Origin of the sequence: Klebsiella sp. WP3-W18-ESBL-02, assembly GCF_014168815.1 — a bacterium.
Lineage (GTDB): Bacteria > Pseudomonadota > Gammaproteobacteria > Enterobacterales > Enterobacteriaceae > Kluyvera > Kluyvera ascorbata_B.
In genome coordinates this window covers 13,170-27,826 of the sequence record NZ_AP021975.1, presented here as the reverse complement: position 1 = coordinate 27,826, position 14,657 = coordinate 13,170, and the positions used below count along the sequence as shown (strand labels likewise).

Genomic DNA, 14,657 nt, shown 5'->3' with positions numbered 1-14,657 from the left:
ATGATAAAACACAAAACATTTATAGACGAATTAAAGGCTAAAGCAAAAGTATTATCTCAAGGCGAGGCTGTTATTCTGTTAGACGAAATAAACAGAAGAGAAGGGTTTCAGGCGACAATAGATTTTGTATCTGATAACCTTCCAGCATTAAAAGATAGCTTTATAAATAACACTGTTAATCTTAATGGTTGTAGAAATATTAATTCAGTTTTGATTAATATGTTAATAGCACACTTTCAGAGCGTATATCTAAAATCATTTATACCAACAGCCAATAATAAAACCACTATAAAAAGGATATAACTACACCGTTTATCTGAAACATAAAGTAAAAGTATATTTAACTATATACTTTTATTTTATATCGGTTATAACTATATATATAAACCAAAACAAAGGAGAGCAGTATGAAATACAATAACCCACTTGAGATAGCAACTATAACAACGAAAGTTTTAGCACATTATATTTATCAAGCAATATCAGACCTTGAAAAAGAAGATTATATTAAATATGACAACGCCGATTATATCAAAGACTATTTAGATAGCGCTATTGATTCATTAGGAAGCGATGGTTTTTATACCAGTTTATGCTCAAATAAACCCGGATGTTTTCTCAAGACTTTACAATATTAGTAAACAGGAGGTAGAGCGAATTAATGATTGGTCTTTAAGTTGGCAAAATCCTTTTATCCATTGTTTTTTGTTCTTTGGTGTGTGGTCTTTAATATTCTGTTTGTTATATGTAGCTTCTAATAAAGCAAAGAGAATTGATTGAAAAGCATATCTACCGTTTGTCGGAAACATAAAGGATTTGTATATTTTACTATATACTTTTACTTTATATCGGTTATAGGTATATACATAAACCAAAACAAAAGGAGAAGTATAATGAAAAAATACATTAATATCTCATTGGAGAAATCACTATATATATTAGCAATATTGTTTTTATTTGTGATTTTTCTTTTAAGGAATATATATACAAACGGAACAGTAAACATAATGGAAATGATTTTAGTAATAGCGGTTTTCTGTATTCCGATTTTCTGTATTATTTCACAAAAGATTAGCAGCAATAAAAATACAATATTTAGACAGTTAGCTTTAGGTTATGGAGTGGTAAGTGCCAGTAGTTTATTTTTTCCTGCGCTCTATTTATACAGCTATATAATGATGAATTTGTTTGGTGCTCACGAGTATCATGAATTAAAGAATGAATTAAAGCTTGATTTACTACCATTTTTAAAAATCTATTTCAATATTGAAAACCCGCAAATCACGAACCTTATAATATTTGGGTTGTTATCTTTGATATTATACCTATTACATAGGGAAACAAATAAACTTAATAAAGGAGAAGTATAATGAAAATAGAACACACAACAGTAATGATAGATAAATCCTTAGATGATGCAATAATGGATTTGAAAAGGAGAGAGAAAATAAAAAGAACAAACGATAATTTTATAGCAATGCTCAAAGGGGAAAAACATATTGTATCTTTTGAAGCGGCACAAGAAGCAGACTTTGAAATGGCTGAAGCTATAATGAACTATGATCTAACGACGAAAAAAGAAAACATTATTGAGCATTTGATTAATGAGCACTGGAGTAGTAGAGAAAAATCTAAATTTTTCATTTCAAGAATAAAAAATGATTCATCTAAATATTTATTCGGTAAAAACAATAAAAATGAAGGTTTTTACTTAGTATGGAATAATAATGCTGTAATGGATTTAACGAAAGACATTTATCAAGATATAATTAAAGAAGGTAAACATTTTAATCTATCAACTAAATATCATGTTTTCGCTACTGGAATGTTGATTGGTAGGAAAAATATAACCTTCTATAAAACAGAAAATGATGTAGTATAAAAAAAATAATTTAACGAGGTGATATATGGAAAAAAAATTTATTAGCTTTCAACAAATCGTGAAGGAGATTAAAGAGCTTGAGTTAGAAAACAACGAAACTATGTATTTTAATGAGTTCTTAAACATACTTTATAGAGAAGAGTTATTGTCTTATGATGTTGAGCAGCATGAAGCATTTATTAAGAGCAATAGAGATTACATTGAATCCTTAAAACAGGATAGAGAACATAATCAATCCAAGTTTGTTATTGTTGTATATTTAAGAGACATGTATAAAGAGCTTAAGAAGCTGAACAGATCTGTAGGCTTGACAACAAGCAATAAAAATCTTGAGCTTATTGAAGAATATGAGTCTATCAGTGGTCAGGAGAAAGAATTAGATAATGGTAAAAAAGCTGTTTTCTTGATTGACATGAAATATAAAAATAAAAAAGAGATCATAATCAGCATTATGGACATTAACAAGAACCCTGCTGATTACAGCCCCTATGAAGACAGGACGGTATACAGGGAAGTGATTAATACGTTCAGGAGGCCAGTAGCTTACCTAAAGGCTCTACAGCGTGGTTTAGAGGCTTTCGATCAGACAAAAACAAGCGGTATATACTGATATAGACTATACTCTCTGTGTTGAAATCTGGCGTAGAACTAAGGTAATCAGGCACATCAGGGAAAAAGTAGAAGTATAACCAAAAGGCGAGTTTACCTTATGCCGGAGCTGGAACCATAATGGCAGACCAGAAGATAACAGAGTATAGATTAGTATAATATAGTCTATACTCTTTGTTTTTGGTAGGGCGTTAGCCCTTCAGCACCTTTCCGGCCTTTACCAGTTCCTTTATGGTGGCTTCTGAAAGGATGGCATCATGAGGAAGGGCAGAGTAGATGTTTCCAACTTTCCAGTGTCCGGGCTGTTCGGTTGGTTTCAGGATCACCACTGGTTCAGAGTCTTGCCCCTTTTCATAAATCCAGATTGCTTCTGGCAGGGTTTCATTTTCCATCTCAAAATCAGCTACTTCAACGTCGAAGTGTTTAGACAGTAGGGTAATCAGTTTCATGCTCGATGCTTCCTGTTATCGTTGGATTGATAATATTGTAGCTCAAATGAACCACAACTAGCAAACACAATATAGACTATACTAATCTATACTACTGTCAATTTGAGATCAGGTATCAAATAGGGTATGGGTTACTATGGGTTTTAGATAGATACCCATAAACCCAAACCAACAAAACCCAAAACCCTTAATTGCTTCCAACACCGCCATTAGCTACACTGTTCTACCTCGATCCTGTCCACCATACAAAGCTGTCCACCCTGCTAATTGGACTACTGGACAAGCAAATGGACAGTTTTAAACCCTAATTAGCTGTTGTCCACTGGACAGATCAACGTGTCCACTATACCAAATGGACAGATTGCAAGAGATAAAGCCTTATATATCAAGGCTTTGCGGATAGTGTCCACTTTGTCCAGCCTGTCCACCCACTACCAGACACACATACTGGACAGCCAATAAATATAGCTGTCCACTTTGTCCAGCCTGTCCACCCACATAAAAATAACCAACCGGATCATATATGGATCGCTAATATGGGTTATGGGTTGGCTCTATGGGTTGGGTTCTATAATCCCCTAATTTCCCTTTATGGGATGGGCTATAGCCCATCCCATAAAGGGAAATTAGGGGATTATAGAACCCAACCCATAGAGCCAACCCATAACCCATATTAGCGATCCATATATGATCCGGTTGGTTATTTTTATGTGGGTGGACAGGCTGGACAAAGTGGACAGCTATATTTATTGGCTGTCCAGTATGTGTGTCTGGTAGTGGGTGGACAGGCTGGACAAAGTGGACACTATCCGCAAAGCCTTGATATATAAGGCTTTATCTCTTGCAATCTGTCCATTTGGTATAGTGGACACGTTGATCTGTCCAGTGGACAACAGCTAATTAGGGTTTAAAACTGTCCATTTGCTTGTCCAGTAGTCCAATTAGCAGGGTGGACAGCTTTGTATGGTGGACAGGATCGAGGTAGAACAGTGTAGCTAATGGCGGTGTTGGAAGCAATTAAGGGTTTTGGGTTTTGTTGGTTTGGGTTTATGGGTATCTATCTAAAACCCATAGTAACCCATACCCTATTTGATACCTGATCTCAAATTGACAGTAGTATAGATTAGTATAGTCTATATTGTGTTTGCTAGTTGTGGTTCATTTGAGCTACAATATTATCAATCCAACGATAACAGGAAGCATCGAGCATGAAACTGATTACCCTACTGTCTAAACACTTCGACGTTGAAGTAGCTGATTTTGAGATGGAAAATGAAACCCTGCCAGAAGCAATCTGGATTTATGAAAAGGGGCAAGACTCTGAACCAGTGGTGATCCTGAAACCAACCGAACAGCCCGGACACTGGAAAGTTGGAAACATCTACTCTGCCCTTCCTCATGATGCCATCCTTTCAGAAGCCACCATAAAGGAACTGGTAAAGGCCGGAAAGGTGCTGAAGGGCTAACGCCCTACCAAAAACAAAGAGTATAGACTATATTATACTAATCTATACTCTGTTATCTTCTGGTCTGCCATTATGGTTCCAGCTCCGGCATAAGGTAAACTCGCCTTTTGGTTATACTTCTACTTTTTCCCTGATGTGCCTGATTACCTTAGTTCTACGCCAGATTTCAACACAGAGAGTATAGTCTATATCAGTATATACTACTTGTTTTTGTTGCTCATGTGAGCTACAGTATAACCATTAACCAAAAGGAGGTTCAAAATGGCCGCAAATGCATTTGTTCGTGCTCGTATAGATGAAACACTGAAAAATGAAGCTGCAGTAGTGCTTGCCGGAATGGGTTTAACCGTTTCCGATCTGGTTCGTATCACTCTGACTAAGGTAGCCAAAGAAAAGGCTCTGCCGTTCGATATGCGTGTTCCTAACGAGCTTACTGCTAATACCATCGCTAACAGTGAGAAAGGCGTAGACGTTCATACAGCTAAAGATGCTGATGATCTGTTTAATCAGCTTGGTATCTGATAAATGACCACAAGGACGATTGAATACTCAGGCCAGTTCCAGAAAGATGTGAAGAAGGCTCAGAAGCGTCATAAAGACATGAGCAAGCTTAAAGCCCTTATGACGCTGTTAATCAATGATGCCTTGCCATTGCCTCAAGTCTACAAAGATCACCCACTACAGGGGAACTACAAAGGCTATAGGGATGCTCACATAGAACCAGACTGGCTACTCATCTACAAGATAACTGATGAAGTCCTACGCTTTGAGCGAACCGGAACACATTCAGACCTGTTTTGATGGATCGGTAATCATTATGAGCAAGTTCTTTGAAGAGTTGTTGAAGTCAGCAGAGGAAGCCGTAAAAATCTCGAAAGGTGAATTGAAACCTTCCCGGATAACCAGACTTCCAAAACCTGATAAAACTAAAGAAGATGGAAAAACTAAAGCCCCTTAATGGGGCTTTTTTTATTTGGTAAACTTTTCAACAATATTATCGAGCATAGTAAATAGCATTTTTGAATACACGTTTGGCTTTGGTTCACTTTTGATACCAAGATAGTATCTTTTAAAATCCCCTCTCACAACAACGTAGTTAATATCAAACTTATTATCTTTATTGATTAAATACCATTGTTTAGCAAGATCTATTCTTTTGTTTACCCATTTCTGAACTTTTAAGGAAAGTTCTTTGTCGTTTCCATCATAAGTGTGATAACACGTAATGATGTTTTTTGTTTTAAATAAACTATCGCAAGAAAGTCTTTTCATCCTTAATGATTCTATATCGGTATAGATTTTTAGATATTCATTATTAGATTGTTCTATACCGTTTTTGAGATTCACATCTTCTATTTTATCTAAGGTAGGGTAAAAATCTTCAAGATATGTTTTTAGTTTTTCTTTATAGTTGTTTTCGTTTATGTGAGGATAAGAAACAACTAAAGGCTGTTCAATACTTACTGTAGGCTTTATGTTATCTTCAATTAGTGATTTGTCGAATAGGTTTGTAATAAACAAAGCAGCAACTATCAATACTAAAAAGAATTCAATCATCTCTTTGTTCTTGGAGTATTTAACGTAGACTTTCTCTTTGATTGTTTTAAAGCTATTAAATATATTCATAATTTTTTCCTTTTTTATTTGGTTATAGTTAATAGATACTTCAATATAAAGTAAAAATCAAATATATATTATACTTTTTGTTTATGTTCCGACGAACGGAGTATATATAAAAGAAAAGCGCCCCGAAGGACGCTTTAATAACACTAACCGAAAACAAATAAACAGAAACATTATGAATGAATAGTTAATATACTTAACTCTCTTAATCAATATCTAATTAATATAAATAAAAGTCAAATTTATTTTAATTTATTTTCTCAATATAGATTGACTTATATTTAAAATCGAATATAACTTAACTATAAACATTTAAATATAAGGAATAAACATTATGAAAAACACTTTTAATACAAGAATGCAGAGTATAAGAAACAGAGGTATATTCTCAAGCAGAAACAGAATGCTATTTTCTAATGACGTTGAAACTGTTAAGTCTTACATTCACTTTGCGGGAACTTCTGAAATAAACACTACAGATGAAAATGGTAAAACAGCTTTGTTCGGGGCAAGTTTTGAAATAGCTGAACTTTTAATAAAAGCTGGTATAGACGTAAACCATAAGGATAACTTCGGTAATACAGCATTGTTCTTTAGTGATTTTAACAGCACATGGTTGTTATTGAATAAAGGCGCTGATATTAACGCAGTAAACAACAATAACATGAATGCGCTATACACTGCTGATACGTCTAAAGCAAGGATGTTAATCAAATCAGGTATAAACATAAACAATAAATCTAAACTTGGTCATACCGCTTTATATTACGCTCACTTATTAAATGACAGAAACATGATGAGTGTTTTAATGGATGCCGGGATAGAAATAAGTCATAAAGAACAAAAAAGATACGCAGCATAAGGAGAAATAAATGAAAAAGGCTAAGTTTGTTTTCAGTATCGCAGGAATGATGATTTTTAATATATGTGCTGTTATTGGTTTTCTAAGCATGTTGAAGGTTGAAAACACTCTTAGCTACTGGATAGCTTCTGTTGTGATTGGGCTTTTAACGATAGTCGCATACAGGAATGAAATATTAAATGAGTTTGGAACCAATCAAAATGTAAGGGGTAAATTATGAAAAACAAAATCAATGACAGTACAGATAAATTATTTGGAATAAAGATATTCATTCTCGGTTGGTTAATGGTGGTATTAGCAGTTGGTTTGTCATCATTATTAGGTATAAACATCTTTTCGCAAGTTTTAATTGGAATCGGGTCATTTGTTATTTTAATAAATCTTCATAGAATGTTTAGTTGGTTTGTTGGGTTATTGCTAATAGGATGTATCGTAGATGAACATAGAGAAGAAAGACTAAGCATTCTATCAGATCATCTTGATTTAGCTAAATCATATTTGGGAATGAAAAAATGAAAAAAGACATAACAAGAGAGTTGAAGAGGTTGGGTTTACATAATGGTAATGAGTTTATAGCAAAAGCGGCGTTGATTGAAGGAGAGAGAGCACAAAGCATCTTAGCCCTGATAGAACGCTTAGGCAGACGCAAAATCATTCCTGATAGTGTTAAACATGGGTTCAGTCAGATTAAGGCAACATACAGGTTATCCGGCTACATCAATCAGGCCATAGCTGTTATAGCGTTTAAAGCCTATGTGAATGAACCAAAGGAAAATTTTAAGGCAGATATACACTGGAATATTTAAAGGAGGTAGTTATGGGAACAGAGACAAGAGAAAAGGAAGCTGAAACATGGGCTGAGTTTATTAAAGAGTTTTTGAATGATGGCGGTATCATTTACAAACAGAAAGAAAATAACAATCAAACAAGTAGAGGTTAATATGATGGATAAATTAAATTGTTTCTTTAGAAGTCTTTATGACACTGAGAGCAAAAACGGAAAAAAACTTAGAGAATTCTCTATGGTAATAATGAGATTAGGGATATGGATGATTACATACGGTTCTTTCAGTGTTTTATTTGGTGGTTTTTTAGGTTTCGATTTCAATACAGACGTAATTGCTAAGATGACTGTAATTACAGGAGTTGGAGGTGTTGTATTTCTTATAGGTTTGTTTATTACGTTTATATTTAAAAAAGATGGCAGTATCTATGATGGTAAAACCATCAAGCAAAACAACAAAGGAGAATGATTATGATAAATAGTTTTAGATTATTAAAAGACAGAAAGAGCAAGAAAGGATTTTCATTATTAGAATTATTATTGGTGTTAGGTGTTATAGCGGCATTGATAGTAGCAGCATTTATGATATTTCCAAAAGTTCAGGCTTCACAAAGACTCGATAGAGAAAGCAGAAACTTAACAGCCATCCAAGCAGGTGTTAAATCGCTTTATGGTGGAAGGGCTAAAATATCGGACTTGAATACTGATAGTTTCATAGCTTCTAAGAACGCCCCTGATAACATGATCCAAGATGGTAAACTCATCAATGAGTGGAAAGGGAACGTTCAGGTAGAGTATTCAGGTAATCATGGTAAGTATAATATTATCTATGACGCTGTTCCAGCTTCTGACTGTTCTAAACTCATAGCAGCAGTATCAGGAAACTTCGTTATCATAGATGTTTATAATGGTAATGGTTCAACGCAAGTAAAAAATCTGGAGGAAGGTAAAAACATAGATATAGCCGCTACGTCAGCAGCATGTTTTTCAGAAGATAACTCTACGATTATATTTTCTTCAATCATATAAAGTGGAGTTAACAACATGATTAAAACATTAAACAGAAAAAAAGGATTCTCATTATTAGAAATGTTATTAGTATTTGGAATTATATCAGCGTTGATAGTGGGTGTTTTCATGATTTACCCAAAAATCAGCGCAGGACAAAAAATAGATAATGACATAAAGATTTTAGGAACTCTTAACGCAGGGATTAAAAACCTATACGCAGGATCAGCAAACTACACCGGGCTTTCAGTAGATGCTGTTATCAAGGCTAAGTTAGTGCCGGAAGACTTGGTAGATGAAGGCAAGATATGGGATAGCTGGAACGCTAACGTTCTCATAGAACCCTACTATGACGGTAGCTTTTACATAGGGTTTGAGAACGTGTCTGTAGATGCCTGTGCCAAGTTCGTCACTCAGGCTGGTTCAAGCTTCTTCAAGATAGTTGTAGCGTCTACAGAAGTGAAGAACACTGATAACGGTATGGATCTCAACATGGCAACACTTACAGCGGCCTGTATCAACAATGATGATGGTTATGGCGGCAGACCCGTCACAATTTACTTTTACGACAAATAATAGAGAGGAATAAATTATGAATAGAACAAACTTAGTTATAGACGCATGGACTTATATAGCATTGGTATTCGCTGGTTGTGGTGCTCTTGTGTGGACTACTTTTAATCCAGAGTATTTAAATACAGGGGTAGTATTCGCAGCAGGAACAATAACAGCTTGGTATCAGGCATTTAAAGCAGTAAAACAACTTAATAAAGATGGCAATCAGTGAATCCAAAATAAAAGCCCCTATCAAGGGGCTTGGTTTTTCTCTGGTATTGTTTTTAGTCTTCTTTCTTGATCAGGAAGCTTTCCAGCTCTTCGCCCTTCTCAATCAGTTCTTTCAGTGCTAACGGCATACGTCCACGGCCTGTCCACGTCTGTTCTTCACCCTCTACAGTGAACGCATATTTTGGCTCAACAGAACCACGTTTAACGCCTTTACCACCTTTACCCTTGCCAGTAGGGGCAGGAGTATCAATTTGACCTAACAGAAGCGCTCTGACGGCCTCAAGGCTTACTTCAAAGCCCTCAGACTGGAGAAGTTCAGTAGTAGCCTTCAGCTTCTCTTCTACCAGTGCCTGTTTCGCTTTTTCCTCTTCTGCTTCTTTTAGGAACTCATCCTTAACGGTTTGAACCTTTTCAGCGAACTCAAGGAAGGTGTCATAGCCCATCTCATGGGCTTCTTTTCTGATAGTGCGAATGTTATTAAAATGCCCTAATGCGCTCATGTTTTATCCTTTTCAACATTTAAGTTAGAAGGTAAACATAGCACACCATAAAACACTGAACAATAAAAAAGGGCTGTTAAACCCCTTTTAAACAATGGTGAGTAATGGCCTTTTGAAATCTGGTTTGATTTTAAATCTGTTTGAAACATCTAAAATCATTTTGTTGGCTAAAGACAGATTGCTTCTGTATATATCAAACAAATCCTCTTCAATTGCTTCTAAAGCACCTTCTATGTCTTCCAATGACATTTCACTTACAGCGATATAATGATCGCATAAGTCATTAACTAAATATTGGTATAACTCATCCTCTGACTTATTAGAATAAGCATAATAACCCACTCCATCTAATGACATGATGTATGTTGATGATATATGAATATCTTTGTTAATATCCTTTATTCTTATTGTATTAATGTCATTAATCCATTCTTTATTTTTAAATACGAAAAGCTCTTTTATGTTTCGAACATCTTCACTACGTTCAAGCTCTTCATTTGTGAACTCATCCTGATATAAAAGAAACTTAGCAAAAAGAATAGCATTAAGCATAAATTCAATGTTTTTATTTTTCATAAACGGCCTCACTTTTAATTATCAGACACTGATTGTTTCTAAGCAAGGTATCAATCGAATACTTTATTATACCAATTGCTGAAAGTGTATATTTAGTGGGAGATATTTCTTTTAACCTATATTTTAGATCTTTACACAATCTCACGAATACGGGGCGTGTGTCTTTTCTTGATGCTCTATAGTTAACCGTTGTAAATGGAATAATGCTACTATCACGCTTAACTGATTCAATTACGATTTGTTTCTCAATTTGTTGTATTGAGATTGAAATATTTTCATCTAATATTTTTTTGATTCCATAATCTAATAAAGCTGATATAGACACATCGATAGCACCGGAACAATGTCTTTTGATAAGGGATAAAAACTCTGGTGTCATTCTTAACTGTATAGTATCCACATCATTGTTAAACGTTGTTTGATTCAACACTAAGATCTCGCCTGTAATACCATCATTGATTTTAATATTCATACTTCAGCCTCTTATTTAAAAAACAAATAAATGATAGTTATAAGAATAAACATGAAAACACACCAATCTTTAAAAGTGGTTTTATTTTCCTTCTTAAAAACAGGTTGCTCGATTATTTCTTCATCATGATGCTCTACTTTATCAATCTCATATTCTGTTATAAAGGCTCTCTTTACCCTATGAACATCCTTATTATATATTATATTTTTTATACGTTCATTTATGATTAGATTATCGTATTGATCAAGAAATATTTCCTGATTCTTACTGCTATCATACTTAAATGGTATTAGTCTATACCATTCCCTTAAACTTTTATTAGGATGTTTCATGTTGTGTTCAATACTGAATTTCATATTTTTAGGCTTTACAACATTAACACCTGTAAGATTGCTATCTTTAAGAGATTTCAATAAAGTTGGAGTAATTAAATAACAATTATCATCACAATAAAGTATTTCCTCTCCGCTAATTATATCAATAATCACATATTGCTCTGATTCTTTAACAGTTATATCGTTCTCTAAGATGCCTATTCGAAATGGTTTTAGCATATAATATTTCATTTTATTCTCCTTTGTTTTCTTTTCATTTATTAATTAGCTAATTAAAATATATTTGTCAATAATATTATACACATCTTGACTATATTAATTATTGTTGTATTTATTTATATGTAAGCCAAATAAAAATAATAAGGATACAAAACAAATAAACATACAAAATGGAGAAAGTTATGAAGAAGAAAAATCTTTTTATTCTAAGCTTATTTTTAAGCTTATTCATAACCTCACCTGCCCATGCATTGAATCTCTTTGGTTTAGTGACGGGAAGTGAGGATGCTGTAGGAAACAATATAGACAAATGGTTTAACCCGTTTCAATCAAACATCACAGGAGCCGTTCTTGATGTTTACTTGCCTATTATAATGCAGTTAGGTGGGATTATAGCCGCATACACGCTTATTGCCGGAACAATGTCAACAGCTCATGACGGTGAGATGTTAGGTAAAAAATGGTCTTCAATGTGGGTTCCTATAAGAACAGCCTTGGTTCCGGGTTTACTTTTCCCGATCTCCAATGGTTATTCTGCTCTACACATGATTATATTGTGGTTAGTGTTAGTTGGTAATCAGTGGGGTAATGATGTTTGGAATAAGCTTGCACCACGCCTAATCACAGATAATACATATATATCAGTTGATAACAAAGCAGCAATACGACAAGTAGTAATGAATACATTATATTCAGCAGCTTGTGTTAATATCTACAATGAAAATGCTAAGAAAGTTAATGCAAATTCGAAATGGGGGCCTGCTTATCGTTATATGGATACAACTCCGATTAAAAATGACAAAGTTGTAGGTTATAATTTCGGTTTACCCGCTGCACCTAACAGTTCATATGGAAATGGTATAGACCTTTGCGGTAGCACTAAGTTAAAACTCATAGACAAGGATTTAAAATCGGGTTCTACTTTGATTGATACAACTAAAATCAGTAAAGCCGTTCAAGAAGCCCAAATAAAAGCTAATGAAGCTTTGGTTAAGGGAGCTACTGCTTATGCAGGTTATCTTTCATCAATGCCAAATGATAACGCTGAACAATTAAATAAGATTATAGATACTTTAGTTAATGCTTATAGCCAATTCATACAAGCTTCCGCTGAAAGCGTTATGAAAGAATCATTAACACAATCTGAAATTGATAAGCTAACAGAGAAAGGATGGACTTATAGTTATACTTTCTATTCAAGAATTGCTGATTCAATATCAGAAGCTAATGCAGCGGTTAACAGGTATCCTACAGCTTCAATGAATTTTCAACAAAATGATAATGCTAACTATTATGGTTTTAGTAGTGGAAATCAACTTTATGAAGTATATCCAAAATTAGAAAGACTTCAAAAACTTTTGAGTGATGCAAATAAAGTAGACTCATCTATGTTAGATTCTAATAAAGGTGATGATGGTTGGTATCAAAAGATTATATCAACTTTAGGCGGAAACTTATCATGGAAAAACAACTATGAAGCATCTAAAGCATCAAGTTTAATGCCTCTTTCTGTATCCGTTAATTTGGGTTCAAGAATGATAGTTAGTGCTGAAACATCATATATACTTTTAGCGGGTGGTGCTGTGGCAGGTGGTAGTATTCCGTTTGTTGGTAATGGTATACAAACAGCAGCAATCTTTGTATCTCCACTCTTTAATAGTATACTAAAAAACACTATTTTAGGTGGGAATTTGTTAGCATTCGTAATTCCAATGATGCCTTATATAATAGGTTTCTTCTGTGTTGCTGGATATTACATATTAATATTTGAAGCAATGTTTGGAGCGCCACTTTTAGTTTTGGCTATGTTATTACCAGATCAAGATGGTATTGTAGGTAAGCAAGGGCAAGGATACATGCTTGTTTTAAACATTGGTTTAAGACCACCATTAAACATGGCTGGGTATGCTGGTTCCTTCGTTTTGACAACTATACTTTTCGATATGTTGAATTCTACCTTCTTTACAGCAGGAAGTAATACTGAAGGTGGCTTATTAGCCATAAATAAAGGCTTAACTATGCTCCTACTATATGGTTCATTAATGCTAACTGTAGAGTTAATGTGTTTAAAACTTATGCATGTTATTCCTGATAATCTTTTTAAATGGATCGGTGGGGCAACATCCTCTGTGTTAGGCATGGTTTCAGGACAAGCTGAATCATCAACAGCTAAAACCGCAGCGGCGGCAGCGGCAGGTGCTGGAATGATTTCTAATATGATGTCTCCGCAGTTTACCAAGCCTAAAACTGAACCTAAAGAAACAACACCGGGCGGTAATGATCCTAAAGCAACCGAAGGTAGTAATACGGTATTTGATGATGTAAAAACTGAGCCTGTAGTTAAAGGTGATAGTGGACAAGATATCAAAGACTTTGATGAAGATGAAAATAATAAATAATAAATAATAAATAAAGCCTCTTTTTAGAGGCTTTTCTATTGACATGTTATTTTTTTATTTGTATATAAAATTATACACACTTATTATAAAAGGAAATACATTATGAAAAAAAATGAAATAAACATACCCAATGGTTTAAAAACAGGTCTTAAAGTAGCTGCGTTTCCAATTATTGGTTTTTTTAAACTCTTTATCATTCCATTTCTTATCCCATTTTTATTGGCAAAAAAAATATTTAACAAAGTTAGATATGCCAGAGGCTTACCGGGACATGAAGTTAATAGTTTTGATGTTTGGTATGAAATTAAAAATCTAAATGAGGCAAAGCTTAATTACATGTATAAACGCTGTGCGTCGATGGCGTGGATGTCTTTATTATTTTTTATTTTATTCATGTCTATCACCATCTTTATGGCTTGTAATGGTACTAAATTACTTTTTGTTTCATCTTCTTTAAGTCTTACAATTTTAGTGTTTACTCAGTATTTTCACTTTGTTGTTTTTGCTTACTGTTTCAAGATACGCTCCTTTGATTACAAGCTTGATACTTTTAAATCTCTTGAAGATATTCTACCCAATCCCTTCAATGATATTGCTATGGCAAAAAAAGATGGAAAAGAAATTCCAGTTCAGTTCTACCCAAAGGGTAGAAATATTTTAAAAAAATAAATTGATATCAATAAAACT

General features: G+C 34.0%; 26 protein-coding genes. 20 read left to right on the top strand and 6 right to left on the bottom strand.

The annotated features are described in order from the left end of the window. The 5 genes from H7R56_RS27260 (at position 1) to H7R56_RS27240 (ending at position 2,492) form a co-directional block, all read left to right on the top strand. Positions 1 to 303 carry a hypothetical protein gene (locus H7R56_RS27260; protein ID WP_048242310.1) on the top strand — a complete coding sequence of 101 codons (303 nt, stop codon included), beginning with the start codon at positions 1 to 3 and terminating at the stop codon, positions 301 to 303. 104 nt (positions 304 to 407) lie between these two features. Beyond that, on the top strand, positions 408 to 638 hold the full coding sequence (locus H7R56_RS27255; protein ID WP_227674760.1) for a hypothetical protein: 231 nt from the start codon (positions 408 to 410) through the stop codon (positions 636 to 638). 255 nt (positions 639 to 893) lie between these two features. Next, the gene (locus tag H7R56_RS27250) at positions 894 to 1,370 is read left to right on the top strand and encodes a hypothetical protein (RefSeq protein ID WP_182928884.1); all 477 of its coding nucleotides are present in this window, start codon (positions 894 to 896) and stop codon (positions 1,368 to 1,370) included. Further along, the gene (locus tag H7R56_RS27245) at positions 1,370 to 1,882 is read left to right on the top strand and encodes a hypothetical protein (RefSeq protein ID WP_175149770.1); all 513 of its coding nucleotides are present in this window, start codon (positions 1,370 to 1,372) and stop codon (positions 1,880 to 1,882) included. The genes H7R56_RS27250 and H7R56_RS27245 overlap by 1 nt, the downstream gene beginning before the upstream one ends. A 25-nt stretch (positions 1,883 to 1,907) precedes the next feature. Further along, entirely contained in the window at positions 1,908 to 2,492 is a 585-nt protein-coding gene (locus H7R56_RS27240; protein WP_182928883.1) for a hypothetical protein, read from the top strand. 190 nt (positions 2,493 to 2,682) lie between these two features. Here the strand turns inward: H7R56_RS27240 and H7R56_RS27235 are convergent, their stop codons facing one another. After that, positions 2,683 to 2,940, bottom strand: coding sequence for a Rossmann-fold NAD(P)-binding domain-containing protein (locus H7R56_RS27235; protein WP_175149809.1), 258 nt, complete (start codon positions 2,938 to 2,940; stop codon positions 2,683 to 2,685). 1,208 nt (positions 2,941 to 4,148) lie between these two features. Between H7R56_RS27235 and H7R56_RS27230 the strand changes: the two genes are divergently transcribed. The 4 genes from H7R56_RS27230 to H7R56_RS27215 all read left to right on the top strand — a co-directional run bounded on the left by H7R56_RS27230 (position 4,149) and on the right by H7R56_RS27215 (position 5,364). Then, on the top strand, positions 4,149 to 4,406 hold the full coding sequence (locus H7R56_RS27230) for a Rossmann-fold NAD(P)-binding domain-containing protein (RefSeq protein WP_175149809.1): 258 nt from the start codon (positions 4,149 to 4,151) through the stop codon (positions 4,404 to 4,406). Between the two features lie 261 nt (positions 4,407 to 4,667). After that, positions 4,668 to 4,928, top strand: a complete 261-nt coding sequence (locus H7R56_RS27225; protein ID WP_001570852.1) for a type II toxin-antitoxin system RelB/DinJ family antitoxin — start codon at positions 4,668 to 4,670, stop codon at positions 4,926 to 4,928. A gap of 3 nt (positions 4,929 to 4,931) precedes the next feature. Beyond that, entirely contained in the window at positions 4,932 to 5,207 is a 276-nt protein-coding gene (locus H7R56_RS27220) for a type II toxin-antitoxin system YafQ family toxin (RefSeq protein ID WP_004150484.1), read from the top strand. Continuing rightward, on the top strand, positions 5,158 to 5,364 hold the full coding sequence (locus tag H7R56_RS27215) for a hypothetical protein (RefSeq protein WP_162184628.1): 207 nt from the start codon (positions 5,158 to 5,160) through the stop codon (positions 5,362 to 5,364). Before H7R56_RS27220 ends, H7R56_RS27215 begins: the two co-directional genes overlap by 50 nt. Before the next feature lie 11 nt (positions 5,365 to 5,375). Here H7R56_RS27215 and H7R56_RS27210 read toward each other — a convergent pair whose 3' ends face one another. Next, complete coding sequence (locus H7R56_RS27210; RefSeq protein ID WP_060437122.1) at positions 5,376 to 6,032, bottom strand: hypothetical protein; 657 nt, start codon at positions 6,030 to 6,032, stop codon at positions 5,376 to 5,378. Positions 6,033 to 6,363: 331 nt separating this feature from the next. Between H7R56_RS27210 and H7R56_RS27205 the strand changes: the two genes are divergently transcribed. The 9 genes from H7R56_RS27205 to H7R56_RS27170 are packed head-to-tail and all read left to right on the top strand — an operon-like array spanning position 6,364 to position 9,470. Next, complete coding sequence (locus tag H7R56_RS27205) at positions 6,364 to 6,891, top strand: ankyrin repeat domain-containing protein (protein ID WP_048242344.1); 528 nt, start codon at positions 6,364 to 6,366, stop codon at positions 6,889 to 6,891. Between the two features lie 10 nt (positions 6,892 to 6,901). Then, positions 6,902 to 7,111 carry a hypothetical protein gene (locus H7R56_RS27200; protein WP_048242343.1) on the top strand — a complete coding sequence of 70 codons (210 nt, stop codon included), beginning with the start codon at positions 6,902 to 6,904 and terminating at the stop codon, positions 7,109 to 7,111. Beyond that, complete coding sequence (locus tag H7R56_RS27195; protein WP_048242342.1) at positions 7,108 to 7,407, top strand: hypothetical protein; 300 nt, start codon at positions 7,108 to 7,110, stop codon at positions 7,405 to 7,407. Before H7R56_RS27200 ends, H7R56_RS27195 begins: the two co-directional genes overlap by 4 nt. Further along, on the top strand, positions 7,404 to 7,697 hold the full coding sequence (locus tag H7R56_RS27190) for a hypothetical protein (RefSeq protein ID WP_048242341.1): 294 nt from the start codon (positions 7,404 to 7,406) through the stop codon (positions 7,695 to 7,697). The genes H7R56_RS27195 and H7R56_RS27190 overlap by 4 nt, the downstream gene beginning before the upstream one ends. Before the next feature lie 11 nt (positions 7,698 to 7,708). Continuing rightward, a complete protein-coding gene (locus tag H7R56_RS27885; protein ID WP_257394756.1) occupies positions 7,709 to 7,831 on the top strand; it encodes a hypothetical protein in 123 nt (40 codons plus the stop codon). Between the two features lies 1 nt (position 7,832). Further along, complete coding sequence (locus H7R56_RS27185) at positions 7,833 to 8,144, top strand: hypothetical protein (RefSeq protein WP_048242340.1); 312 nt, start codon at positions 7,833 to 7,835, stop codon at positions 8,142 to 8,144. Positions 8,145 to 8,146: 2 nt separating this feature from the next. Next, entirely contained in the window at positions 8,147 to 8,704 is a 558-nt protein-coding gene (locus H7R56_RS27180; protein ID WP_053071116.1) for a type 4 pilus major pilin, read from the top strand. A gap of 15 nt (positions 8,705 to 8,719) precedes the next feature. After that, complete coding sequence (locus tag H7R56_RS27175) at positions 8,720 to 9,259, top strand: type 4 pilus major pilin (protein ID WP_045307794.1); 540 nt, start codon at positions 8,720 to 8,722, stop codon at positions 9,257 to 9,259. Between the two features lie 16 nt (positions 9,260 to 9,275). Further along, positions 9,276 to 9,470 carry a hypothetical protein gene (locus tag H7R56_RS27170; RefSeq protein WP_048242338.1) on the top strand — a complete coding sequence of 65 codons (195 nt, stop codon included), beginning with the start codon at positions 9,276 to 9,278 and terminating at the stop codon, positions 9,468 to 9,470. Positions 9,471 to 9,522: 52 nt separating this feature from the next. On the opposite strand, the gene H7R56_RS27165 is transcribed toward H7R56_RS27170, so the two are convergent. From H7R56_RS27165 to H7R56_RS27150, 4 genes are all read right to left on the bottom strand, one after another. Next, positions 9,523 to 9,969 (bottom strand): H-NS family nucleoid-associated regulatory protein, encoded by a 447-nt coding sequence (locus H7R56_RS27165; protein ID WP_045351267.1) that lies wholly within the window; start codon positions 9,967 to 9,969, stop codon positions 9,523 to 9,525. 87 nt (positions 9,970 to 10,056) lie between these two features. After that, positions 10,057 to 10,545, bottom strand: a complete 489-nt coding sequence (locus tag H7R56_RS27160; protein ID WP_048242337.1) for a hypothetical protein — start codon at positions 10,543 to 10,545, stop codon at positions 10,057 to 10,059. Next, entirely contained in the window at positions 10,535 to 11,017 is a 483-nt protein-coding gene (locus tag H7R56_RS27155) for a hypothetical protein (protein ID WP_048242336.1), read from the bottom strand. The genes H7R56_RS27160 and H7R56_RS27155 overlap by 11 nt, the downstream gene beginning before the upstream one ends. 11 nt (positions 11,018 to 11,028) lie before the next feature. Continuing rightward, positions 11,029 to 11,583, bottom strand: coding sequence for a hypothetical protein (locus H7R56_RS27150; RefSeq protein ID WP_048242335.1), 555 nt, complete (start codon positions 11,581 to 11,583; stop codon positions 11,029 to 11,031). Positions 11,584 to 11,753: 170 nt separating this feature from the next. Here H7R56_RS27150 and H7R56_RS27145 point away from each other — a divergent pair, with 170 nt between their 5' ends. Continuing rightward, positions 11,754 to 13,970, top strand: a complete 2,217-nt coding sequence (locus H7R56_RS27145) for a DotA/TraY family protein (protein WP_223603686.1) — start codon at positions 11,754 to 11,756, stop codon at positions 13,968 to 13,970. A gap of 102 nt (positions 13,971 to 14,072) precedes the next feature. Then, the gene (locus tag H7R56_RS27140; RefSeq protein ID WP_004150502.1) at positions 14,073 to 14,639 is read left to right on the top strand and encodes a hypothetical protein; all 567 of its coding nucleotides are present in this window, start codon (positions 14,073 to 14,075) and stop codon (positions 14,637 to 14,639) included. Positions 14,640 to 14,657 lie beyond the last annotated feature (18 nt).